Origin of the sequence: Nocardia sp. NPDC056564, from assembly GCF_042793755.1 — a bacterium.
Lineage (GTDB): Bacteria > Actinomycetota > Actinomycetes > Mycobacteriales > Mycobacteriaceae > Nocardia.
The window spans coordinates 37,368-58,277 of sequence record NZ_JBHTUR010000003.1 but is presented as its reverse complement, the minus strand read 5'-3'; the positions used below and the strand labels follow the sequence as shown (position 1 = coordinate 58,277).

General features: G+C 69.2%; 20 protein-coding genes. 11 read left to right on the top strand and 9 right to left on the bottom strand.

Going from position 1 to position 20,910, the window contains the following annotated elements; translation table 11 throughout:
• Nucleotides 1-81 precede the first annotated feature (81 nt).
• Nucleotides 82-759: a TetR/AcrR family transcriptional regulator gene (locus ACFQ9K_RS08305; RefSeq protein WP_378723507.1), complete on the top strand. Its 678-nt coding sequence runs from the start codon at nucleotides 82-84 to the stop codon at nucleotides 757-759.
• Here the strand turns inward: ACFQ9K_RS08305 and ACFQ9K_RS08300 are convergent.
• Complete coding sequence (locus tag ACFQ9K_RS08300; protein ID WP_378723506.1) at nucleotides 749-1,546, bottom strand: GNAT family N-acetyltransferase; 798 nt, start codon at nucleotides 1,544-1,546, stop codon at nucleotides 749-751. The two genes, ACFQ9K_RS08305 and ACFQ9K_RS08300, sit on opposite strands and share 11 nt — an antisense overlap.
• Nucleotides 1,547-1,572: 26 nt before the next feature.
• Between ACFQ9K_RS08300 and ACFQ9K_RS08295 the strand changes: the two genes are divergently transcribed.
• Nucleotides 1,573-2,307 carry a hypothetical protein gene (locus ACFQ9K_RS08295; RefSeq protein ID WP_378723505.1) on the top strand — a complete coding sequence of 245 codons (735 nt, stop codon included), beginning with the start codon at nucleotides 1,573-1,575 and terminating at the stop codon, nucleotides 2,305-2,307.
• Nucleotides 2,308-2,372: 65 nt separating this feature from the next.
• On the opposite strand, the gene ACFQ9K_RS08290 is transcribed toward ACFQ9K_RS08295, so the two are convergent.
• A complete protein-coding gene (locus ACFQ9K_RS08290; RefSeq protein WP_378723504.1) occupies nucleotides 2,373-3,233 on the bottom strand; it encodes a LysR family transcriptional regulator in 861 nt (286 codons plus the stop codon).
• A gap of 95 nt (nucleotides 3,234-3,328) precedes the next feature.
• Between ACFQ9K_RS08290 and ACFQ9K_RS08285 the strand changes: the two genes are divergently transcribed.
• From ACFQ9K_RS08285 to ACFQ9K_RS08270, 4 genes are all read left to right on the top strand, one after another.
• Nucleotides 3,329-3,859, top strand: coding sequence for a cysteine dioxygenase (locus ACFQ9K_RS08285; protein ID WP_378723502.1), 531 nt, complete (start codon nucleotides 3,329-3,331; stop codon nucleotides 3,857-3,859).
• A gap of 94 nt (nucleotides 3,860-3,953) precedes the next feature.
• On the top strand, nucleotides 3,954-4,676 hold the full coding sequence (locus ACFQ9K_RS08280; protein WP_378723501.1) for a GNAT family N-acetyltransferase: 723 nt from the start codon (nucleotides 3,954-3,956) through the stop codon (nucleotides 4,674-4,676).
• Nucleotides 4,677-4,766: 90 nt separating this feature from the next.
• Nucleotides 4,767-6,569 carry an ABC transporter ATP-binding protein gene (locus ACFQ9K_RS08275; RefSeq protein WP_378723499.1) on the top strand — a complete coding sequence of 601 codons (1,803 nt, stop codon included), beginning with the start codon at nucleotides 4,767-4,769 and terminating at the stop codon, nucleotides 6,567-6,569.
• On the top strand, nucleotides 6,566-8,371 hold the full coding sequence (locus ACFQ9K_RS08270; RefSeq protein WP_378723497.1) for an ABC transporter ATP-binding protein: 1,806 nt from the start codon (nucleotides 6,566-6,568) through the stop codon (nucleotides 8,369-8,371). The genes ACFQ9K_RS08275 and ACFQ9K_RS08270 overlap by 4 nt, the downstream gene beginning before the upstream one ends.
• A 13-nt stretch (nucleotides 8,372-8,384) precedes the next feature.
• Here the strand turns inward: ACFQ9K_RS08270 and ACFQ9K_RS08265 are convergent, their stop codons facing one another.
• Entirely contained in the window at nucleotides 8,385-8,876 is a 492-nt protein-coding gene (locus tag ACFQ9K_RS08265) for a winged helix-turn-helix transcriptional regulator (RefSeq protein WP_378723496.1), read from the bottom strand.
• A 128-nt stretch (nucleotides 8,877-9,004) separates the two neighbouring features.
• Here ACFQ9K_RS08265 and ACFQ9K_RS08260 point away from each other — a divergent pair, with 128 nt between their 5' ends.
• Together ACFQ9K_RS08260 and ACFQ9K_RS08255 are read left to right on the top strand one after the other, a co-directional pair.
• Entirely contained in the window at nucleotides 9,005-9,712 is a 708-nt protein-coding gene (locus tag ACFQ9K_RS08260) for an SDR family oxidoreductase (RefSeq protein WP_378723495.1), read from the top strand.
• A 236-nt stretch (nucleotides 9,713-9,948) separates the two neighbouring features.
• The gene (locus ACFQ9K_RS08255; RefSeq protein WP_378723493.1) at nucleotides 9,949-10,731 is read left to right on the top strand and encodes an HpcH/HpaI aldolase/citrate lyase family protein; all 783 of its coding nucleotides are present in this window, start codon (nucleotides 9,949-9,951) and stop codon (nucleotides 10,729-10,731) included.
• A 24-nt stretch (nucleotides 10,732-10,755) separates the two neighbouring features.
• On the opposite strand, the gene ACFQ9K_RS08250 is transcribed toward ACFQ9K_RS08255, so the two are convergent.
• Genes ACFQ9K_RS08250 through ACFQ9K_RS08240 form a run of 3 tightly spaced genes read right to left on the bottom strand, consistent with a single transcriptional unit; the run spans nucleotide 10,756 to nucleotide 14,368 of the window.
• Nucleotides 10,756-12,846: a xanthine dehydrogenase family protein molybdopterin-binding subunit gene (locus ACFQ9K_RS08250; RefSeq protein ID WP_378723492.1), complete on the bottom strand. Its 2,091-nt coding sequence runs from the start codon at nucleotides 12,844-12,846 to the stop codon at nucleotides 10,756-10,758.
• A complete protein-coding gene (locus ACFQ9K_RS08245) occupies nucleotides 12,843-13,853 on the bottom strand; it encodes an FAD binding domain-containing protein (RefSeq protein ID WP_378723491.1) in 1,011 nt (336 codons plus the stop codon). Before ACFQ9K_RS08245 ends, ACFQ9K_RS08250 begins: the two co-directional genes overlap by 4 nt.
• Entirely contained in the window at nucleotides 13,850-14,368 is a 519-nt protein-coding gene (locus tag ACFQ9K_RS08240) for a 2Fe-2S iron-sulfur cluster-binding protein (protein WP_378723490.1), read from the bottom strand. Before ACFQ9K_RS08240 ends, ACFQ9K_RS08245 begins: the two co-directional genes overlap by 4 nt.
• A gap of 157 nt (nucleotides 14,369-14,525) precedes the next feature.
• Between ACFQ9K_RS08240 and ACFQ9K_RS08235 the strand changes: the two genes are divergently transcribed.
• The 3 genes from ACFQ9K_RS08235 to ACFQ9K_RS08225 all read left to right on the top strand — a co-directional run bounded on the left by ACFQ9K_RS08235 (nucleotide 14,526) and on the right by ACFQ9K_RS08225 (nucleotide 17,932).
• On the top strand, nucleotides 14,526-15,353 hold the full coding sequence (locus ACFQ9K_RS08235) for a MarR family winged helix-turn-helix transcriptional regulator (RefSeq protein ID WP_378723489.1): 828 nt from the start codon (nucleotides 14,526-14,528) through the stop codon (nucleotides 15,351-15,353).
• Between the two features lie 464 nt (nucleotides 15,354-15,817).
• Nucleotides 15,818-17,227 (top strand): threonine/serine exporter ThrE family protein, encoded by a 1,410-nt coding sequence (locus ACFQ9K_RS08230; RefSeq protein WP_378982971.1) that lies wholly within the window; start codon nucleotides 15,818-15,820, stop codon nucleotides 17,225-17,227.
• Nucleotides 17,228-17,341: 114 nt separating this feature from the next.
• Nucleotides 17,342-17,932, top strand: coding sequence for a hypothetical protein (locus ACFQ9K_RS08225; protein WP_378722820.1), 591 nt, complete (start codon nucleotides 17,342-17,344; stop codon nucleotides 17,930-17,932).
• 32 nt (nucleotides 17,933-17,964) lie between these two features.
• Here ACFQ9K_RS08225 and ACFQ9K_RS08220 read toward each other — a convergent pair whose 3' ends face one another.
• The 3 genes from ACFQ9K_RS08220 to ACFQ9K_RS08210 are packed head-to-tail and all read right to left on the bottom strand — an operon-like array spanning nucleotide 17,965 to nucleotide 20,904.
• Entirely contained in the window at nucleotides 17,965-18,681 is a 717-nt protein-coding gene (locus tag ACFQ9K_RS08220) for an SDR family oxidoreductase (protein ID WP_378722819.1), read from the bottom strand.
• Entirely contained in the window at nucleotides 18,681-19,490 is an 810-nt protein-coding gene (locus tag ACFQ9K_RS08215; RefSeq protein ID WP_378722817.1) for a mycofactocin-coupled SDR family oxidoreductase, read from the bottom strand. The genes ACFQ9K_RS08220 and ACFQ9K_RS08215 overlap by 1 nt, the downstream gene beginning before the upstream one ends.
• 25 nt (nucleotides 19,491-19,515) lie before the next feature.
• Complete coding sequence (locus ACFQ9K_RS08210; RefSeq protein ID WP_378722815.1) at nucleotides 19,516-20,904, bottom strand: MFS transporter; 1,389 nt, start codon at nucleotides 20,902-20,904, stop codon at nucleotides 19,516-19,518.
• Between the last annotated feature and the right edge of the window lie 6 nt (nucleotides 20,905-20,910).

The following is a 20,910-nucleotide window of genomic DNA, read 5'->3' as shown; positions in this document are numbered from 1 at the left end:
TCCACAGCGTGGGTTTTACGTGTCGCCCACAATATACCCACAGTGTGGATTTAATCAACGGTGTGCGGCAGGATGAACCCCATGGCCGGCAACGTTCCCACCGCACGCCGCGGACGACCCCCGAAGGGCGCGGGCCAGCTGACCCGGGCGGGGATCGTCGAGGCGACCCTCGCGGTCATCGACAGCGGGGGCGTCGGCGCGGTGGGTGTGCGCGCCGTCGCCCGTGTGCTCGGAGTGGATCCGAAGAGCCTGTACAACCACGTCGACGGCAAGGACGGGTTGCTCGACGCGGTCGCCGAGCACCTCTTGAGCTCGATCGAATTACCCACGTGCAGTGGCGAACTCCGCGCCGACCTCCGGGCCATCGCGGACGCATTCCGCCGCCGCGCCCTGGTGCATCCGGAGGCCGCCGCGCTGGTGCTCACCCGCCAATTGGGTTCGGTGGAAGGCCTCGCGCCGACCCAGGCGGTACTGGAAGTGCTCCGCGCCGCGGGCTGCGACCCGGAGCAGTCGGTCCACCTGCTGCGCACGATGCTGGCCACCCTCGTCGGCACCCTGCTCCGCGAGGTCAACGCGGGCCCCACCTACGGAACCCGCGACCTCTCCGGAATCGCCGCCCGCCGCACCACATTGGAACAATCCGGCCTCCCCGCCGTAGCCGAGGCCGCCCCTTACCTCGCCTGTTTCGACAGCCAAGCGGAATTCGACTACGCGATGGACCTCGCGCTCGACGCCTTGGTCGCGCGGATCAGGGCATGAAGTGCGCCGTACCGGGCACGAGCCGGTACACGGAGGTGCCCCCACCGGCCTTTCGGCAGGATACGGCCTGGAAGCCGGAGGCGATCAAATCACCGAGGACGGCGGCTATTCGGCAGCGCAAGGCCGCGCAATCGATCCCGCACGGATCCTCGTACTCGGTCGGAATAGCGACGAGCATGGCCCCGGTGTCGCCCCGCGGGTCGGGTTCCGGGCTGCCCAGGGTCAGGCCGGACGGGGGCTGCGGCCACCGCAGGGCCGGTTTGGCGAGCTCCCAGCGGGTGATTATCCGGTCGGTGGGGTGGCCGCGGTCGCGCCCGGAGTCCTCGATGCCGTAGAGGTTGGGCGCGAAGCCGCATCCGCGAGCACCGAGAACGTCGAGATAGAAGTATGCGTTCGCGGCGCGCAGCGGATCGTAGGCCCATTGGATGGTGCGCAATCCACGCGTGAGTGCGCTGCCGCGCAGAAACTGCATCAGTGCTCTACCTATGCCGGTGCTCTGCTGATCGGCGCGTACCACCAGCAGTTCCATGTAGTGATATATCGACGCGATGCGGCCGCCGCCGTCCAGATCCAATCCGGGAAAGCCATAGCTGAAACCGACCAGCTCGCCATTCTTGCGGGCGCCGAGCGCGATGCTTCCATTTCGGGCCAATGCGGTCAGCAGCCTGGAGCTGGGTGCGGGATCCTCCGGCCGTAACGCGAAGACGTCCCGGTACAGCGCGATCGGGTCGCCCAGACTATCGGGCTCGATCAGTTCGCTGACGATCAAGTCGCTAGTCGCGGTCATGCCGCGAGATTACCGAATGATTCCATATGGAAGCGGATGAAACCGCAGAGGTTCACCATTCGGTTATCAACTGGCAATTGAGCGAACCGACCGGTCTGATTGCGTCGATCCTGGACATCGCCGGGCGACGGTGGCACCATGGCTTTGCTCGACGTGGTCGGCGGAAATGCTGTTCCGGCAACAATTTTGCGCGTTCGATCGCGCCGGTGCGAGTCGGCCGGAAGGAAACGTCAGCAATGGTCGCTAATCTGATATCCGGGACCGCGGTCTTCCTTGCGCTCGGTTCGATCATCGTCGCGCTTCGGACCTATCGTGAACAGGTGCGGGCGCGGCAGACCCAGTGGTTACTCGAACTGCGCCAGAAGATGCTGGACAACAATGACTTTCGCCGGATAAGGATGGATATCACCGATCGGCTCGCCTCCGCCGGTAGCAAAGACACTCCGCTCTCGTCGGCGATCAGAAAGAAGCGGGCGTCCACCGATGACCTCACTGATTCCGAATTGGAGTTGATCGTTGCGGTGGACGAATATCTGGACTTCTTCGAAGTTCTCGAACAGCTGATCCAAGACCGGCGGCTCCGGGAATCCGATGTGTTCGTGGCCTTCAACAGTCAAGTCGACGCGATCAGCCGAAACGATGTCCTGGCAGCGGAACTCGTGGATTTCCCGCGCGTACGTCAGCTCATCGACCGGCACGAGCGAATATTCGTCGCACTGCACCCCGAACTTGTCGGCACTCCGCGCGCGACCAGGATCTAGGGGGCAACCTCGGTCCACGGGCATCTGCTGCAGCGAGCCGGTCGCGCTGCCGTGCCCCGGCGGCGTCAGAGGCTGGCCTGGATGGCGCGGATCAGGGCGGCGCTGGCCGGCGGGTCGGGTGGGTCGCCGTAGGTGACCGCGAAGATCTGGCGCGGGTCCTCGGGGAGTTCGGTGGTGTGGATGCCGGGCATCCGGTGTGCGCGCAGCGCGAGACCCGGGAGAGTGGCCACGCCCATGCGCGCGGCGACCAGCGCCTGGGTGACCACCATGTCGTCGCTGATCAACGAGATGCGCGGGGTGAAACCCGCCCGTCGGCAGACGGTGATCAGTTCTTCCTGGCAGCGCGCGCAGCCGCCGATCCAGGTGGAGTCGCGGTGGTCGGCGATGCTCTGGCCGGGCTCGTCGGTGACCAGGTAGATGGGGTCGTCCAGGAGGTGGATCAGCCGGAGGCCGTCGTCCTCGCGCGGGGTGTCGGCGTAGCGGAAGATCAACGCGACGTCGATGTGCCCCGCGCGCAGCAGGCGCAGCGCCTCGACCGGATGTTCGTCGACCAGTCCGAGTTCGATACCGGGATGGGCGCGGGCCAGTGCGGCGGCCGCCCTGGGCACGATGGTGCTCAGGATCGATTGGAATCCGGCCATGCGCACGCGGCCGGCGCGCAACCCGACCTGTGCGGCGAGTTCGATTGCGGCAGCGTCGACTCGGCCGACGATCTCCGCGGCGCGGACGGCCAGGAGCTCGCCTTCCGGGGTGAGCCGGATGCCGCGGCCGACCCGCTGGATCAGCTTCGCGCCGGTGGCGGCCTCCAGGCGCGCGAGGTGGTGACTCACCGCGGGCTGGGTGTAGTGCAGTTGTTTGGCCGCCTCGGTGACCGAACCATGTTGTGCGACAGCGGCTAACACCGTGAGCTGGGTCAGGTTCAGCACATATCCAGAATACTTATGTGTGCGTGGGGATTTTGGCATTGGACGTCATGTGCGGCGCGAGTGACGATGGGAGACACCGCCGAAGGGAGACCGTCATGACCATCGCGACCGACGACCAGGTGACCCGGTCCAGACCCGGCCTGGTCGAGCTGATCGAACGAATCCGCTTGTGCACCAAACACGAATCGGACCCGCACCGCACCGCCGAGCGGGTGGCGGAGGTGCTCGCCGCGCTGCGTCCGACCGCCGGACTGCTCACCCCGGCGGAACGCGAGGGCTCGGCCGACGGATACACCCGGCACACGCTGCACGCCGAATCCGCCTTCTCGATTTCCGCGGTGGTGTGGCGGCCGGGGCAGATCACCGAGATCCACGACCATCTGGTGTGGTGTTCGTTCCTCGTGCTGCAAGGCGCCGAGACGGAGCACATCTTCGCGGTCGACGGTGACCGGCTGACGCGGATCGGGCAGCGGCAGCGTCCGGCCGGCTCGGTCAGCGGGGTCGCGCCGCCGGAAGACATTCACCAGGTGCACAACACCGGCGACACGGTGGCGATCACCTTGCATGTGTACGGCGCCGACCTCAGCCGGGGGACCAGTGTGCGTCGCACGTATCGGGAGGTCTGAGTGCGCGTCTGAATCTCGCTGAGTGCAACGGTGTCCGGCGGTTGTGCGCCTCGCTAACGTTCTCTGGTTGAACGTTGTTGTGGAGGAGTGTGCGGTGACCGCTGAGTCGACTGTCGACGTCATTACCCCGTTGCATCCGCTCGACGATCCGGTGCGGTCGTCGCTGCGGGGCGCGCACCACCGGTTCGCGAGCTGGGTAGGGCGGATCGGTCGTTACGACCCGGAGGTGGCCCGGTTCGTCGGCCATCCGCCCGTGCTCGACGAGCAGGACTGGATCGATCTGGCCGCGGTGCTCGGGCCGGGCGGTAGCACCGGACTGCGCGGCACGGGCCACGTGCTGCCCGCGGGCTGGACGGCGCTGCAGGAGGTCGGATCGGTGCAGATGGACGGCGCCGGGCTGCGGGTCGCCACCGACCCGGAGTTCGAGGTGCTCACCGTCGCCGACGTACCCGAGATGCTGGAGTTGATCGCGCGGACCGAGCCGGGTCCGTTCGCGCCGCGGACCATCGAAATGGGCACGTATCTGGGGCTGCGGGTGGATGGCAAGCTGGTGGCGATGGCGGGGGAGCGCATGCACCCGCCGGGCTGGACGGAGATCAGCGCGGTGTGCACCGACGTCGAATTCCGTGGGCGCGGTATCGCTTCGCGGCTGATCCGGGCGGTCGGCGCGGGCATCCGCGCGCGGGGAGAGACCCCGTTTCTGCACGCCGTCGCGCACAATGTCACGGCGATCAGCCTGTACGAGACGCTCGGATTCACGCTGCGCAAGCGCTCACGGTTGACGATCGTGCAGGCACCGGCGGCCGTTCTGGTCTAGCCCGCGTTGGAATCACGATGATCTGGTTCGTTGTGGCAAACAACCAGTTTCGCGATTGTGGATATCCAACGGGGTTGAGCAGGAGGCGAAGTGTCAGCGGTGGACAGTGCTGTGCCGTTGACCGCAGACCGGCGGGACGCGCAAACCCTGCGCAACGGGCTCGCCATCATGGTGCGCAGTTGTCGCGACCATCCGCGCGCGGCGCTGATCGCTCTGCTGAGCAGCGCGGTCAACGGCGCCTGCATGGTGCTCGGGGCGAAGGCGGTCGGCTGGAGTACCGAGCACGTGGTCGTCGCGGGGTTTGCCCAGGGCCGGTTCCTGGTCGGTGCGGCCGCGGCCGCCGCGGTCTTCGTGCTCGGGGTGTCGCTGCTGCGCATCGCGACGATCATCGTCCGGCTGGTCGCGAGCGGGAAGATCCAGTTCGGCAGCCAGGCGCGCCTGCGGAAATCCCTTGTCGCGCAATACTTGCGGCTGTCGATCCCGTGGCACCGGCGGCGTGCCGCCGGACAGTTGGTGTCGCACGCGATCTCCGACGTCGACACGGCCCTGGCGCCGATGCAGCACTTCCCGTTCGCGGTCGGGATGACGGTGATGCTGCTGCTCGTCCTGGTCGACATCGCCACCATCGACCCGTGGCTCGCGATCGTCGCCGGCGTGCTGATTCCGGCTGTGCTCGGCACGAATCTGATCTACCAGCGGGTGCTCGCGCCGCGGGCCGGGGTCGCGCAGCGGGAGCGGGCGGTGGTCAGCGCCATGGCACACGAGGCGATCGCGGGCGGGCAGGTGATCCGCACGCTCGGCATCGTGGCGCACGAGGTGGACCGGTTCGCCGCGGCGGCGCATGCCGCGCGGTCGGCCAACCGCCGGATGGGCCGGGTCGGCGCGGTGTTCGACCCGGCGATCGAGTTGATGCCGCCGTTCGCGGCGCTGGTGATCCTCGCCATCGGCGCGGTGCGGATCGGGTCCGGGGAATTGAGCGTCGGGCCGTTGGTGGAGGTGATCTATCTGTTGATCACCACCGCCATGCCGCTCAATGTGCTGGGCCGGTTCCTCGGCGGGGTGCCGCTGGCGGTCGCCGGGCACGCCAGGGTTCGTGCGGTGCTGGCCGCTGATCAGACACCGGCGCAAGGGATCTCGCGGTTCACATCGGAGTCCGCGGTGGGGGTGCGGGTGTGTTCGGCGTCGTTCGGCTACGGTGCGGCGGCCGTGCTGCGCGATATCGGACTGCGCGCGGAACCCGGGTCGATCGTCGCGGTGGTCGGCCGGACCGGGGCGGGGAAGAGCACGCTGCTCGGTTTGCTCGCGGATCTGCTTCAGGCCGAACGGGGTTCGGTCCGGCTGGACGGTGTCGACGTCCGGCAGGCCGCGGCGGGCGAGGTGTCGCGCCGGGCCGCGCTGGTCACCCAGACCGCCTTTCTCTTCGGAGATACGGTGCGCGACAACGTGACCCTGGGCGTCGCGGACAGCGATGCCGCGGTGTGGCGGGCGTTGCGGGTGGCCGGAGCGGCGGAGTTCGTCGAGCGGCTGCCGGGCGGGCTCGACACCGAACTGGACGAGGCCGGTCGGTTGTCCGGTGGGCAACGGCAGCGAATCGCATTGGCCCGCGCCGTCTTCCGGCGGCCGGGGCTGTTGCTGCTGGACGACGCGACCTCCGCGCTGGACCCGGTGGTGGAGCGGGCGGTCGTGGACGGGCTGCGCGCGGAGTACGCGACCGACGATCGACGCACCACGGTCGTCCTGGTCGGGCACCGAGCGGCCACCATCACCCTCGCCGACACCGTCGTCCTGCTCGATCGCGGCCGCGTCGCCGCCACCGGAACGCACGCGGATCTGCTCGCCACCGTGCCCGACTATCGCGACCTGCTGGACGCCTACGGAAGTGACTTGGAATGAGCGGCACGACCACGCGGTACCGCACGGCGGGATTGCTCCGCCGGGTGCGGGCCGAGGCCGGCGTCGGCTACCGCACGCTCGCCGCGACGGTACTGCTGGCCGCGGTCGCCGCGTCCGGCCGCATCGTCATCCCGGTGACGATCCAGCACGCGCTCGACCACGCGCTACTGGTGCGGATCGACACGCGCACAAGGACTTCGGTGATCGGCGTCGCGGTCGCCGTCGGGCTGGTCGCCGTGCTGGCGGCGATGATCGGCTCCGCACTGCTGAACCGCTATCTGGTGCACACCGTCGAGAGCGCGGTCTTCGACCTCCGGGTGCGGACCTTCGAGCGGATCCTGCGAACGACGCCGGCCGGCGCGCCCGCCCAGACGCAGGGATCGTTGGTCGCGCGGGTGACCAACGACCTCGATGTGGTCACCCTGTTCGCGCAGTCCGGCGGAATCACCCTGGTGCAGAACATCGCTCAGATGCTGATCGCGCTGGTCGTGATGCTGGTGTACTCCTGGCCGCTCGCGATGATCGTGCTGGCCGTCGGCATCGGAGTGCCGGTGCTCGGCCGGGCGCTGCAGCGGGTGGTGGCCCGGCGCTTCGATGCGGTGCGCGTCGCGGTGGCCGCCGTGTACTCCGGGTTGCTCGAGGTTCTGGTCGGCATCGACACCGTCCGCGGTTACGGTATCGAGGCGCGGATGCGGGCGCGTGTATGGCGGCGCATCGACGCGATGCGGGCCGCGCAGGAACGGACGCTGTGGCCGATGGGATTCAACGTGTCGATCGGCGAGGCGGCCAGCGGATTGATCACCACCGCGGTGCTCGTGCTCGGATTGGCGCTCGGAACCGGTTCGCTGGGTTGGCGTCTCGGGTTGAGTGCCGGCGATCTGGTCGCGTTCCTGTTCCTGGTGACGTTCTTCGTCCGGCCGTTGCAGTTCGCGGTGAGCAGCCTGGCCGACGCGCGCAACTCCGAGGCCGGTCTGCGCCGGGTGATCGAGATCCTCGACCTGCCCGGCGCGGCGGTGGCGGAGTCGGCCGGTCCGGTGCTGCCGCCCGGGCCGCCGACCGTCCGGTTGGCGGGCGTGAGTTTCGCGTACCTGCCGGGGCGGCCGGTGCTGCGCGCGGTCGACCTGGTGCTCGAGCCCGGCGGACAGGTCAGCGTGGTCGGTGAAACCGGCTCGGGGAAAACGACATTCGCCAAACTCGTGACCCTGCAACTGGTTCCGGGTTCGGGCCGGCTCACGCTGTGGGGCGTCGACATCGTCGAACTGCCGGATGCCGCGCTCGCCCGCCGGGTCGCCGTCGTGCCGCAGGAGGCATTCCTGTTCGACCGCACCGTATTCGAGAACATCGCACTCGGACGGGTCGGCGCAGGCCGGGACGACGTGCTCGACGTGCTCGGTGCACTCGACCTGATCGATTGGGTCGAGGGACTGCCCGAGGGGCTGGACACGGTTGTCGGGCAACGGGGCGAGTCGCTGTCGGCCGGTGAACGGCAACTGGTCGCGCTGGCGCGAACCGCGCTGGTGAACCCCGATCTGCTCGTGTTGGACGAGGCGACCAGCGGCGTGGACTCGGGCACGGACGTGCGGGTGCAGCACGCGCTCAGCCGGCTGGCCGCGGGGCGCACGACCATCACCATCGCGCACCGGATGCACAGCGCGCGGACCGCGGATCGCATCCTCGTCTTCCATGACGGGGTCGTCGTGGAAGACGGCTCGCACGCGCAGTTGCTTGCGCTCGATGGTCGCTACGCGCGGCTGCATCGGGTGTGGTCGCAGGATTCGGCGGATCGCGTCCGAGTTCCGTGAGCCGCCGCGCGGGTCATCCCGCCGAGGCGGTCGCCAGTGGGAGGGGCGACGGCGAGAGCCAGGGCATCAACCAGGCGATATCGCCGTCTTCGATGTCGGTCTCGCAGGTGTCGCAATACCGTCGATCCCGGCTGATCTGACCGCACGGCGTGTGCACGGTCTCGGCCATGGTGGCCGGCTGCTCGGGATTGACGAACTCGCACGCCCACTCCGACAGCGCTTCGAAGACCGGGCGCAGGGCGACGCCGGCCGGGGTGATGACGTAGTGCTGGCGGGTTCGGTTGCCGTCGAGGTAGGGCGCTTTCGTCAGCAGTCCGGCATCGATGAGGCGGCCGAGGCGGGCGGACAGGATGTTGTCGGCGATGCCGAGGTTGGCGCGGAACTGGTCGAAGCGGGTGTGGCCGAGGAGCGCGTTGCGCATGATCAGCAGGGACCAGCGGTCGCCGAGGACATCGGCGGCGCGGCCGATCGGGCAGGGGCCGGACGACATGTCTGTGTGGGGCATCTCGCGCCTCCTCCGCTCTATGACTTGCTACTTGCAAGTGACAAGTAGCGATGTTAGCGTGTCGATGCTGGCTTGCAAAGTGCAAGTCTTGTGGCCTGGTCGAATCAGCTGAAAAGGGAAGTGTGGTCATGACGCACAACGTCGACGGTTCCGTCGTTCTCGTCACCGGTGCCAACGGTGGGCTCGGGCAAGAATTCGTCAGTCAGGTGCTGGCGCGCGGGGCGAGCAAGGTTTATGCCAGTGCGCGGAAACCGCGGGAGTGGAACGATTCTCGCGTGGTGCCCCTGGTTCTCGATGTCACCGATCACGCCTCGGTCGCGGCCGCCGCCGAGATCGCGTCGGACGTCACGGTCGTCATCAACAACGCGGGCGCCAGCCGGCCGGGTGCGCTGTCCGCGGCGGCGCTCGGTGACGTCCGCGAACTGTTCGACACCAACTTCTTCGGTGCCCTCGACGTCGCGACGACCTTCGCGCCGGCCCTGCGCCGCAACGGAGGCGGCGTACTGGTGAATGTGCTGTCCGTGCTCAGCTGGATCGGCATCGGCAACGCGTACAGCGCCTCGAAGGCCGCACTGTGGTCGGCGACCAACTCGCTGCGCCTCGAACTCGCCCCGCACGGCACACAGGTCGTCGGACTACACCTCGGATACACCGACACGCCGATGACCGCCCGCCTCGACGTGCCGAAGAACGACCCCGCCGACATCGTCCGCATCGCGCTCGACGGAGTCGAGGCAGGCGAGCTCGAGATCCTCGCCGACGACATCAGCGCCCAGGTCAAACACAACCTCGCGGCCCCGCTCGAAACCATGTACCCCCAACTGATCTCCCGCTGACCTGATCCACGTTCGACCGCTGTCGATCGTCTGGAGGATCACCTCCGCGCCGTTCATCGCGTCCTTTCCGCAGCGCTCAAAGGTATTGTCCGCCGGTGCTTTCGACCTCCGCCGAGCAGGTGGATTCCGGCATTCACCCGGCTGGAATACCGTCGGCAAAGCACCACGCTCGCGCACCCGCACCGGGAAGACTGAGGGGCCGTGGCACCCGGGCCCTCCGACGAAAGGACGTACTCATGACCAGCGGATCGACAACTGGCGCACACGGATTCGCCGACCGGCTGCGATCCGGGCGGCGGACCGTCGGCTACTGGGTGGTCTGCGACAACCCGGTGGCGACGGAGCGGATCGCCATGGCCGGATACGACTACGTGTGTCTCGACGCTCAGCACGGCCTGATCGAATACCGGGGGTTGCTGGCCGGCATCACCGCGATCGACGCCGCGAACAGCGGCACGGCCGCCCTGGTCCGGGTGCAGGCCAACGACCGATTCTGGATCAGTCAGGCACTGGACGCCGGCGCCCGCGGCGTCATCGTGCCCATGGTCGACACGGCGGCCGAGGCCGCGGCGGCGGTCGCGGCGTGCCGCTTCCCACCGGTCGGCTATCGCAGCAACGGCGCCCTGCGCGCGAGCCTGCGCATCGGACCGACCCCGGCCCAGGCCGACGCCGAGGTCGCGTGCATCGTCATGATCGAGACCACCGCAGGGCTCGGCAACGCCGCCGCGATCGCCGCGGTCCCCGGGGTCGACGCGATCTACATCGGCCCCTCCGACCTGCGCCTCGCCCTCGGCGGCGCGACCCCGACCGACCCGGCACTCGACACCGAATTCGCCGCCGCGCTGCGCACCGTGCGGGAGGCGGCGAAGGCCGCCGGAAAGCCGGTCGGCATCCACTGCCCGGACGGTGCCGCCGCCCGCCGCCGCCTGTCCGACGGCTTCGATTTCGTCAGCGTCGCCAACGATTTGGTTCATCTGGACCACGCCGTCCGGAGCCATCTCGCGGACCTGCGCGGCTGAGTGCCGGGAGCGAACCCGGCCTACTCAAAGCAGCCGGTCAGCGGTGATCGGCAGGTCTCGGACGCGGGTGCCGGTGGCGTGGTAGACGGCGTTCGCCACGGCGGCCGCGGCGCCGACGATGCCGATCTCGCCCGCGCCGCGCGCGCCCATGGGGTTGGCGTGCTCGTCGACCTCGTCGAGCCAGATCGCCTCGATCTCGCCGATGTCGGCGTGCGCGCTGAAGTGGTACCCGGCCAGATCCTGGGTCACGATGTGGCCGAAGCGCGGGTCGCGCACGCTGTCCTCGTGCAACGCCATGGACAGCCCCCAGATCATTCCGCCGATGAGCTGGGAACGCAGCGTGCGCGGATTGATGGCGCGGCCGATGGAGAAGACGCCCAGCATTCTGGGCACCCGGATCTCGCCGGTGTCGCGGTGCACGTGCGCTTCGACGAAATGCGCGCCGAAGGAATGCATGGCGAAAGCGTCGGTATCCGGGTTCTCGTCGGCGTCGGCGGTGGTCGCGGCACCGACGGCGGGAGTGTCGCCGTGTTCGGTGCGGAAGGTCCGCGCGGCGGTGACGATCGCGGTGCCCCACGACGCGGTGCCCGAGGAACCACCCGCGACGGAGGCCGACGGCAGGTCGGTGTCGCCGATGTCCAGGCGGACGGATTCGAGCGGGCACCGCAGGGCGTCGGCGGCGATCTGGGTGAGGGTGGTCCACGTGCCCGTGCCGATGTCCGCGGCGGCGATCTGGACGCGGTAGCGGTGGTCCGCGCCGAATTCGATGCGTGCCGCGTTCCCGGGTGATTCGGTGGCGGGATAGGTGGCCGCGGCGACCCCGGTGCCGATCCGCCAATCGCCGTCGCGGCGGCTGTGCGGGACGGGATTCCTTGCGGCCCAGCCGAACTCGTCGGCGCCGCGGCGCAGGCAGTCGATCATGTGGCGGCCGGACCACGGTGCGCCCGACTCCGGATCGGTCTCGGGTTCGTTGCGGATCCGCAGTTCGATCGGATCGATGGCGCAGGCGACGGCGAGCTCGTCCATGGCCACCTCGCCGGCGAACATGCCGGGCGCTTCCCCCGGCGCCCGCATCCAGAACGGCACGGCCACGTCGAGGCGGGCGAGCCGGTGGGTGGTCCGGCGATTGGGCACCCGGTACATCTTTCGCGACGACACCGCGGTCTGCTCGGCGTATTCCTTGATCCTGGAGGTCTGCTGGACGACGTCGTGGCAGAGCGCGGTCAGCGTCCCGTCGGCGGCCGCGCCGAGGCGCACGCGCTGAATGGTCGGGGTCCGGTAACCGACCAGGGCGAACATCTGCTGCCGGGTGAGCGCCAGCTTCACCGGCCTGCCCCCGCTGCGCCGCGCCGCGAGCAGGGCGAGGACGTTGTGCGCATGCGGCGCGCCCTTCGACCCGAAGCCGCCGCCGACGTGCGGCGCGATCACGCGCAGTTGCTCGGGCTCGAGGCCGAACAGCGGTGCCAGGGTCTTGCGGACGGTGTGCACGCCCTGGGTGGAGTCGTAGAGGGTGACCGCGGGGTGCGCGCCCTCCGGATGCCATATCGCGATGCAGGCGTGCGGTTCCATCGGATTGTTGTGCTCGATGGGGGTGGTGTAGGTCTGGTCGATGGTGACCGCCGCGGTGGCCAGCGCCGCGTCGACGTCGCCGGTGGTGGTGTCGGCGGGGAACTCCGAGCCGACCTGCTCCGGGGCGTACAGCTCGTCGCGGTCGCCGGGGAATTCCGTGTCGGCTTGGTGTCGCGCATAGGTGACTTGCACCAAATCGGCCGCGTGCCTGGCGATTTCGGGTGTCTCGGCGATGACGGCGCCGATCAGCTGACCGCGGAAGTGGACGTTGTCGTCTTGCAGGATGGTGAGTTCGCCGTCGGCGGTATCGGCCAGTTCCGGTGCGTCGAAGACGGTGAGCACGGCGATGATCCCAGCCAGCCGGGTGGCTGCGGTGGTGTCCATCGCGGTGACCCGGCCGCGCGCGATGGTGGCTTGCACGGGATGCAGGTAGGTCGGTCGGTCCACCCGGTGCTCGAAGGCGTACGGCGCGGTGCCGCTGACCTTCGCGGCGCCGTCGAGACGCACGGGGGAGGTGCCCATTTCACTGGCTTCGATGAGTGTCATCGCCGCACCTGCTCGGCCGTGTCGGATTCGGTCAGGGAACGCAGCGTCGCGACCACGGTGCGGCGGGCGAGCTCGACCTTGAAATCGTTGCCCGCCAACGGTTGTGCCTCGGCCAGCTCGGCTTCGGCCGCCGCGGTGAAGGTTTCGTCGGTGGCGGGATAGCCGATCAGCCGGGCCTCGGCCAGACGGGCGCGCCAGGGTTTGTGCGCAACGCCACCGAATGCGACACGGGCAGAGGTGATCTCGCCCGAGTCGGAGCAAACCAGTTCGGCCGCAACCGATACCAGCGCGAAGGCGTACGACGCGCGGTCGCGCACCTTCCGGTACGTCGAGCGAGCGCCGTCGGGTGGCGCGGGCAACTCCACCGCGGTGATCAGCTGGCCGTGTTCGAGCACGGTATCGCGGTCGGGCCGGTCGCCGGGCAGCCGGTGGAAATCCACCAGCGGTATGCGTGTCTCGCCGCCCGCGCCGACCACGACCACCCGCGCGTCCAGTGCGGCCATCGCCACCGCCATGTCCGAAGGGTGCACGGCCACACAGTGATCCGAGGCGCCGAGGATCGCGTGATAACGAACGTAGCCGCCGATCGCGGAGCAGCCCGAGCCCGGCTCGCGTTTGTTGCAGGGTGTGCTGATGTCCTGGAAATAGACGCATCTGGTTCGCTGCAACAGATTTCCACCGGTCGTCGCCAGATTCCGCAGCTGGCCCGATGCCCCGGACAGCAGCGCCCGCGCGAGCGCGGGGTACCGGGAGCGGACCAGGGGATGGACGGCCACGTCGGTGTTGCTGACGCCGGCCTCTATCCGCAGGCCGCCCTCGGGCAGTTCGGTGATCCGGTCGAGCGGCAGGTGCCCGACGTCGACCAGCAGCGTCGGACCGGCCAGGCCGAGCTTCATGTGATCGACGAGGTTCGTCCCGCCCGCGAGGTAGGCCGCATCGGGCCGGCCCGACACCGCCGTGATCGCGTCCTCGATGGTGTCCGCCCGGAGGTACTCGAACGGAATCATGCCGACGCCTGCCGAATCGCCGCGAGAATGTTGGGATACGCGGCACAGCGGCACAGATTCCCGCTCATGCGCTCCCGGATCTCGGCGTCGGTCAGCGTCGGCGTCGCGTCGAGATCCTCGGTGACGAAGCTGGGTTGCCCGGCCGCCACCTCGTCGAGCATGCCGACCGCCGAACACACCTGCCCCGGCGTGCAGTAGCCGCATTGGAAGCCGTCCTGCGCCACGAAGGCTCGCTGCATCGGGTGCGGCTCGTCGCCGGTACCGAGGCCCGCCGCGGTGACAACGGCGGCGCCGTCCTGTGCGACCGCGAAGGTCAGGCAGGTGACGGCGCGCCGCCCGTCCAGCAGAACGGTGCACGACCCGCACTGCCCGTGGTCGCACCCCTTCTTCGGGGCGGTCACGCCGAGCCGTTCGCGCAAGGCGTCCAGCAGCGTGGTGCGATTGTCGACCCGCAGCGTACGGCGCACGCCATCGACCTCGAGGCTGATCTCGGTATGACTCCGGGCAGGTTCCATGAGCGCCGGATACCCCGCAGGGCGCATTCAATCACCGCGACAGTCCGCCCTCGCGGGGCAGAATCGATCGGCGTTGTCGGATCCGGGCCGTGTCGTTCGTAGCCATAGCGAACGGCCGCCCAGGAGGCGCTGCCACGACCACAGGAGATGCCGACCCATGTCGCACACACACGCCGAGATCCACCGCATGTTCGAGCTCGTCGAGCCGATCGCCGCCGTCACCTTCTCCGCGGCGGTGAACGACGCGTTCCTTGCCCTCGGCATGCGCAACTACTGGGACGGATACTTCGCGGGCCGGGCCGCGCCCTTGGGGCTCGCCCCGGCCGCCGTGGTGCACGCGGTCTTCTACAACTTCGCCGACGGTGAGGTGGCGCGCCACATTCCCTGGGTCTGGGGCAAGATCACCCCGCAGGAGGCGATAGCGGTGCGGGAGCGGGCCAGTGTCGCCGCGCTGCGGCAGCGGATCGGGGCGCTCGCCGAGTCTCCCGATCTGGTGCGGGCCGCCGACCTCGCCGCCGAGGCTGCGGTCAGCGCACCGACCGAGGGCCGCGCGCTGTACGCCGGGCTGCGCGCGCTCGATATGCCGGAGGAGCCGGTGGCCAAGCTCTGGCATGCGGCCACCCTGTTGCGGGAGTTCCGCGGCGACGGCCACAACGCCGCGCTGCTCGCGCACGGCATCGGCGGCACCGAGGCCCACGTCCTCATGGCGCTCGCCCTCGGCATGCGCGCGGAGCAGTTCGGCCGGATCCATCACCTGCCCCCCGCTCAGCTCGCCGCCGTCGTCGACGGGCTGCGCGAGCGCGGCCTCGTGGACGCCGACGGCGGTTTCACCGACGCGGGTCGCGAGATCAAGCAGCGGATCGAAACCCGCACCGACGAGTCGGCGGCACCGGCCTACGACGTCCTCACCCCCGACGAACTCGACGAACTGATCACGAAGCTCGAGCCGATCGCCGCCGCCGCGGACAAGGCCGTCGACCACTGAGACGTAGTGCGCCGTGCTGATCGGTTCGAGTGGGTGCTCATTCACCATGCCCGGCTGTGGCCAACACTGTTCGCCGTGCATTCGACCCTCGTTTTCGAGTGCCGGCGAATCCGATCGCCGCTGGTCGCGGAGTTAACGTCGTCACAATCAGCGATCCGGGCGCGGTGGCCGGGTATTGAATAGCGATGCATGAGCGATTGCACGGTGGTGTCCAGCAGTGGATTGGAGATCATGCCCAGCACAATTGATGTGTATGCGGAAATGCGCTGTGCCGGCCGCATGCGGGTCGAGTAGGCGGCGTGGGTCGCCTTCGCATCGGGCGTGCTGCCGAACCGGTCGATCGGTCCGGGCGCGGCGAGCGCGGCCGGGCTCGGGTGAGCGTATCGAAGCGGCGGCCGCGCTCGCCGGTCGCCGCGGCGGGGGATAGCGCCCGGGGTCCCGTTCGGCAGCGCCGGCCACGGGTGATGACGGCCGAGCAGCGGCGCGATATCGCCTTACTGCTGCGCGGCAGCATCTACGCGGGCGTCACGCCGTCGCCGACGGCGACCGGCGAAGAATACTCACCCCGTCAGGTCATCGACTTCTGTCTGGATCTGGGCGAGGTGATGCTGTCGTCCGGAGCCGACGCGCGCAGCGTCGAGGTGGCCATCGTCGCCGTCTCGGCGACCTGGAATCTGGCGGCCGTTGAACTCGACTTTCCCGGCTCGTCGATCCACATGGTGTACGCCGTGCCGGACGAACCGACCGTCGCCGGGTTGCGGGCGGTCCGGGACACGGGCGCCGACCTGCACCGGCTCAACAACGTGTACGGCGTGGTCGACGACATCGTCGGCCACCAGACCGACATGACTCAGGCGAGCAGACGGCTGGTCGAGGAGATGCGGTCGGATCCGCGCTGGCCCTATCGCGTCGTCGCGGGCGCGATGGGGGTGCTCGGCGTGGTCGTCGCGCTGCAGGCGGGCGGGTCCTACCGGTCGGCAGCCGGGGCGTTCGTGCTGATGTTCGTGCTGATGTATCTCGGCAGGGTGCTCGGGAGACGTTATCTTCCCGCGTTTTTCGTCGCCGTCGCGCAGATGGTGCTGGCCACGGCGGTCGGCAGCGTGGCGATCGCCTACCGCCCGATCGATCCGGGGGAGGCGGCCAGCATGGTCGCCGCGTGCGTGGTGCTGCTGCTGCCGCACCCGTCGATCGTCGCGACGGCGCAGGACGCGATATCCGGATTCCGGAGCCTGGCGCTGGTGCGCGGCCTCGGCATCGGCCTGGTGGTGCTCGGGATGGTCACCGGGATTCAGGCCGGCCTGATGGCGACGCGGTGGGTCGATCTCGAGGTCGATCCGTCGGCGATCCAGCTGACCGGTCTGACGACGTTCTGGGCCCTGTTCGCGTCGGCGATCGCGGCCGCGGCCAACGCCTTCGCGCAGGGCGCGACCGCGCGGGTGGTGCCCATCTCCATGGCGGTCGCGGTATTCACCCAGCTGATCGTGCAGCTGTGTGCCCGTGCGCATATCGGCCTGCAATTGTCGCTGATGCTCGGCGCGGCGATACTCGGCGCGCTCAGCACCTGGACGGCCGCCCGTCTGCGCATTTCCCCGGCATCGATCGTTGTGCCCGCATTCTGCGGAGCACTATTGCCCTCACTGACGGTGGCTCACTCGTTACTCCAGTTCATCAGCCACGCGCCGGGATCCGGTGTGGCGTTCGCCTTTTCCGTGCTCACCACGTTGGCCATCGGCGCGGGGCTGGTGCTGGGCAACATCGTGGCCACGGGCGGGGCGCGCCGGATGGTCAGTACCCGGACCCGGATCCGCTCGGCGAGCCTGGACACCGAACCGCGACCGACCGCCGCGGAGACCGACGCGCAACCGGATTCGTAAGGCATCGCCGGTCTGCCGTGTCCGCGTGCCCGTTCGCCGGTGTCGGTACGCTGATCGGTCGAACGGCTGGCGAGCCCTGCACAGTCGGGCATTTGCGGGAGGTACTTGCCAACAATGGGTGACTATTTCGAGCGGATCGTGGACGTGGAGGTGCCCGCCGCCGAGGCGGGAGCGCTGGCCGAGCGCGTGGTGGATTGGCTGGTTTCGCGCCGCCTGCTGTCGCGGGAGATGTCGGCCGAGGGGATGTACAGCCTCGACGTGGCCGAGGGCCACCTGCCGGGAGCCGAGTGGCGGCAGATCACGCGGGAGTGGGGTGACTGGATTCCCGGGCCGGTGGCGGTAATCATCGGGCGCGCCGACCATTTCGGCGGCCAGGGTGCGATCGAGCCGGACTCGGCGGGGTGCCCACGCTGCGGGGCCAGGACGGTGATCATCGACTACCCGCAGCAGTGGGAGGCCGACCCCGAGGTGTGGCGGCCGTTCCGGGACGCGGTGGCCGCATGGAAGCGCACCGGCACCGGAGTGGTGAAATGCGCCAGCTGTGACACCGAAAGCCCGGTGACCGAATGGCAGTGGCCCGCGGAGTTCGCCCTCGGCGCCCTCGCCTTCGACTTCTGGGGCTGGCCCCCGCTCACCGACGAATTCATCGCAGACCTCGCAAAGCAGTTGGGGCACAACATCGATCATCAATCAGGCAAGTTCTGATCGACCGCCGTCGGGTCGAGGGGACGGAGAACCTACTTCACGCAGTGTCCGGCGTCCACCGGCAGCGTGACGCCGGTGATGAAACGCGCCTCGTCCGAGGCGAGGAACAGGCTGGCGTTGGCGACGTCCTCCGGTTCGACGGATTCGACCGGCAACAGGTGCATCGCCTTCCCGAAGCGACGTGGTGTCGGGTGCACCGTGTTCACGCGCACATGGTGCGGCGCCAACTCGTTCGCCAGCGACTTCATCAGCCCGACCACGCCGTGTTCGGCGGTTGTGGCCGGGCCGGTGTCGGTCACGCCGCGTAACCCGGCGACCGAGCCCATCAGCACGATCGAGCCACCCCGCCCGCTGTCCACCAGGTGCGGGATGGCCGCCTTGCAGATTCGCCACACACCGGTGAGGCCGGCATCCAGCGCGAGGCGCCAGTCCGCCGCCGCAACGTCGAGCGCGGGGCCGGCCGAGTCGACATCGACAGTGACACAGAGGATATCGAGCCGACCCAGCGCATCGACACCGGCGCGGACCGCCGCGTCGAGCGCCCCCTGCTCGCCGAGATCGGCGTCGAACGCACGAATCCGGCGATGCGCCGCCCCCACCCGGCCGACCGTGTCGGCGAGATCCCACGACGACGTGTCGATCGCGATGATATCCGCGCCCTCCCGGGCGAAACGCAGTGCCTGCGCGCGCCCCACCGGATGCGCCGCACCGGCGATCAGCGCGACCTTGCCGGCCAACCGTCCCGCCATCACGCCACCTGCTGCGCCAGGCCGGCGTCCACGACCAGCTGTAGTCCGGTGACGTACCGGGATTCGTCGGACGCCAGGAACAGCACCGCGTTGCTGACATCGACCGGATCCACCCAGGGGACGGGCAGCAGCGTCCGGCCCGCCAGAACCTGCGCCACGTCCTCGGCCGACGGATCTTCCAGGTCCGGCCGTAGTCGCGCGAAGGTAGTGGGATTGAGGATCATCGGCGTGGCCACCGAGCCCGGATGCACCGAGTTCACCCGAATGTTCTGCCGCCCCAGCTCATTCGCGAGTGTCATGGCCAGGCCGGTGATGGCGTTCTTGGCCGCCGAGTAGTGCGATGACCCCGCGTGCGACTTGACCGTCGCCGTGGAACTCATGACGATCACCGATCCGCCAACCGGATTCAGTTGCGCGACTGCGGCTTTGACGGTGTTCCAGGTGCCGGTCACGTTCACGTCGATCGACCGGAGCCACACCTGCTCATCGATCTCCCAAGACGGTCCTGGTGCGTCGAAGATCCCGGCATTGGCGACGACGACGTCGAGCGGTCCGAGCTTGTCCACGCCCGCCCGCACCGCCGTCGCGACCGCATCGAGGTCACGGATGTCGGCCGTCGCGACGACCGCCGCCCGCCCGAGCGCACGCACCGAAGTCGCCAGCGCGCTTAGTGCGTCGTCCGATTCCGGCCCCGGCTGATCCAGCGCGACGATGTCCGCGCCCTGCTCCGCGAGTCGTATCGCGCACGAGCGCCCCACGCCCTGGCGCGCGCCGGTGATCAGTACCACCTTGCCTGTCATCCGCGTCATCTCATCTCCTTCCACGGGCACATCCTCACGTGCGCGCCGTCTCGTGCGCCGTCGTCTTGGTGGCGGACAGCGAAGTGAAAACCATTGCGGCCCCCGCGATTCCGATTGCCGTGGCGGTCCAGAACGCGACCGGAATGCCGGTCCGGAAGCCACCGGCGACCAGCGCGGCGCCCAGTTGGCTGCCTACCGCGCCGCCGACCGTGCGCATCACGGTATTGATGCCATTGGCCGTGGCCGCCTGCTCCGGTTCGACGACCCGATGCAACTGAGCGGGCAGCGCCGTCATCACCAGGCCGGTGCCGAGGCCGATCGGAATCGCACAGACGGCCAACTGCCACGGCTGTGCGTGGAACAGCGCCAGCAGCGTGGTACCGGCCGCGGTGACCAGCAGCCCGCCCGCCAGCGGGATGCGCGGCCCGACCAGGGCGATGATCCGCGCGGCGATTCCGCCGGTCGGCAGGATCACCAGCGTGTGCGGCACCATCACCAGCCCGGCCATGGTCACCGACCGGCCGAATCCGCCTGCGTCGACAGACAATACGGTCAGTTTGGGTACCAGCACGTAGTACAGGAACTGCATCAGCCCGAGGACGAACGCCGCGAGGTGCGCGACGCCGACCCGTCGATGCAGCACGAGATCCATGTCCAGCAACGGATATCGCAGTGCGCGCTCGACCCGGACGAACACCACGAGCAACGCCAGCCCGCCCCCGGCCAGGGCGAGCGTCGGGGCCGACGACCACCCGCTGCTCGGACCGATGGTAAGCGCCAGCAGGATTCCGCTCAGCGCGGCCGTCAGCAACAGCGCGCCGACCGGGTCCAGCCGCCCTGCCCTGTGCGAACGCCCTTCCGGGACGAACAGATAGCTCGAAACCAGCGCGGTGCCTGCCAGCCCGGTGCCGACCACGAAAAGCCAACGCCACGAGGCATGGTCGACGATCAGCCCGCCGCCGATCAGCCCGACGCCCGCGGTGCCGCCGATCATGCCGGACAGCAGCGCGAGCCCGGTAGGCACGCGCTCGGGTCGCAGAATGTCCGGTACCGCGCCGAAGGCGAGGGGGAGCACGGACAAACTGATGCCCTGCACCGCACGTGCCGCGATCAGCCAACCGATCCCGGGGGCGACCAGCGCCACCAGCATCGCGGCGAGCGCCAGGCTCAACACGATCAGCAGTACGCGCCGTCGTCCGTAGCGGTCACCGAGCCGGGCGGCCAGCGGTGTGACGATCGCGCCCGCCAGCAATGGGGCGCTGAGCACCGCCCAGGTCGCGCCGGCGGCGCTGGTGTGCAGCGCCCGCTGCAGCACGCCGATGGCCGGGACCATCATGGTCTGGGTCAGGCTGTACGACAGCACGCCGAAGGCCAGTGCCGTCATGGCGCCGATCGGGTGGATCGTGGATGTCCGAGTCTGCACCGCACC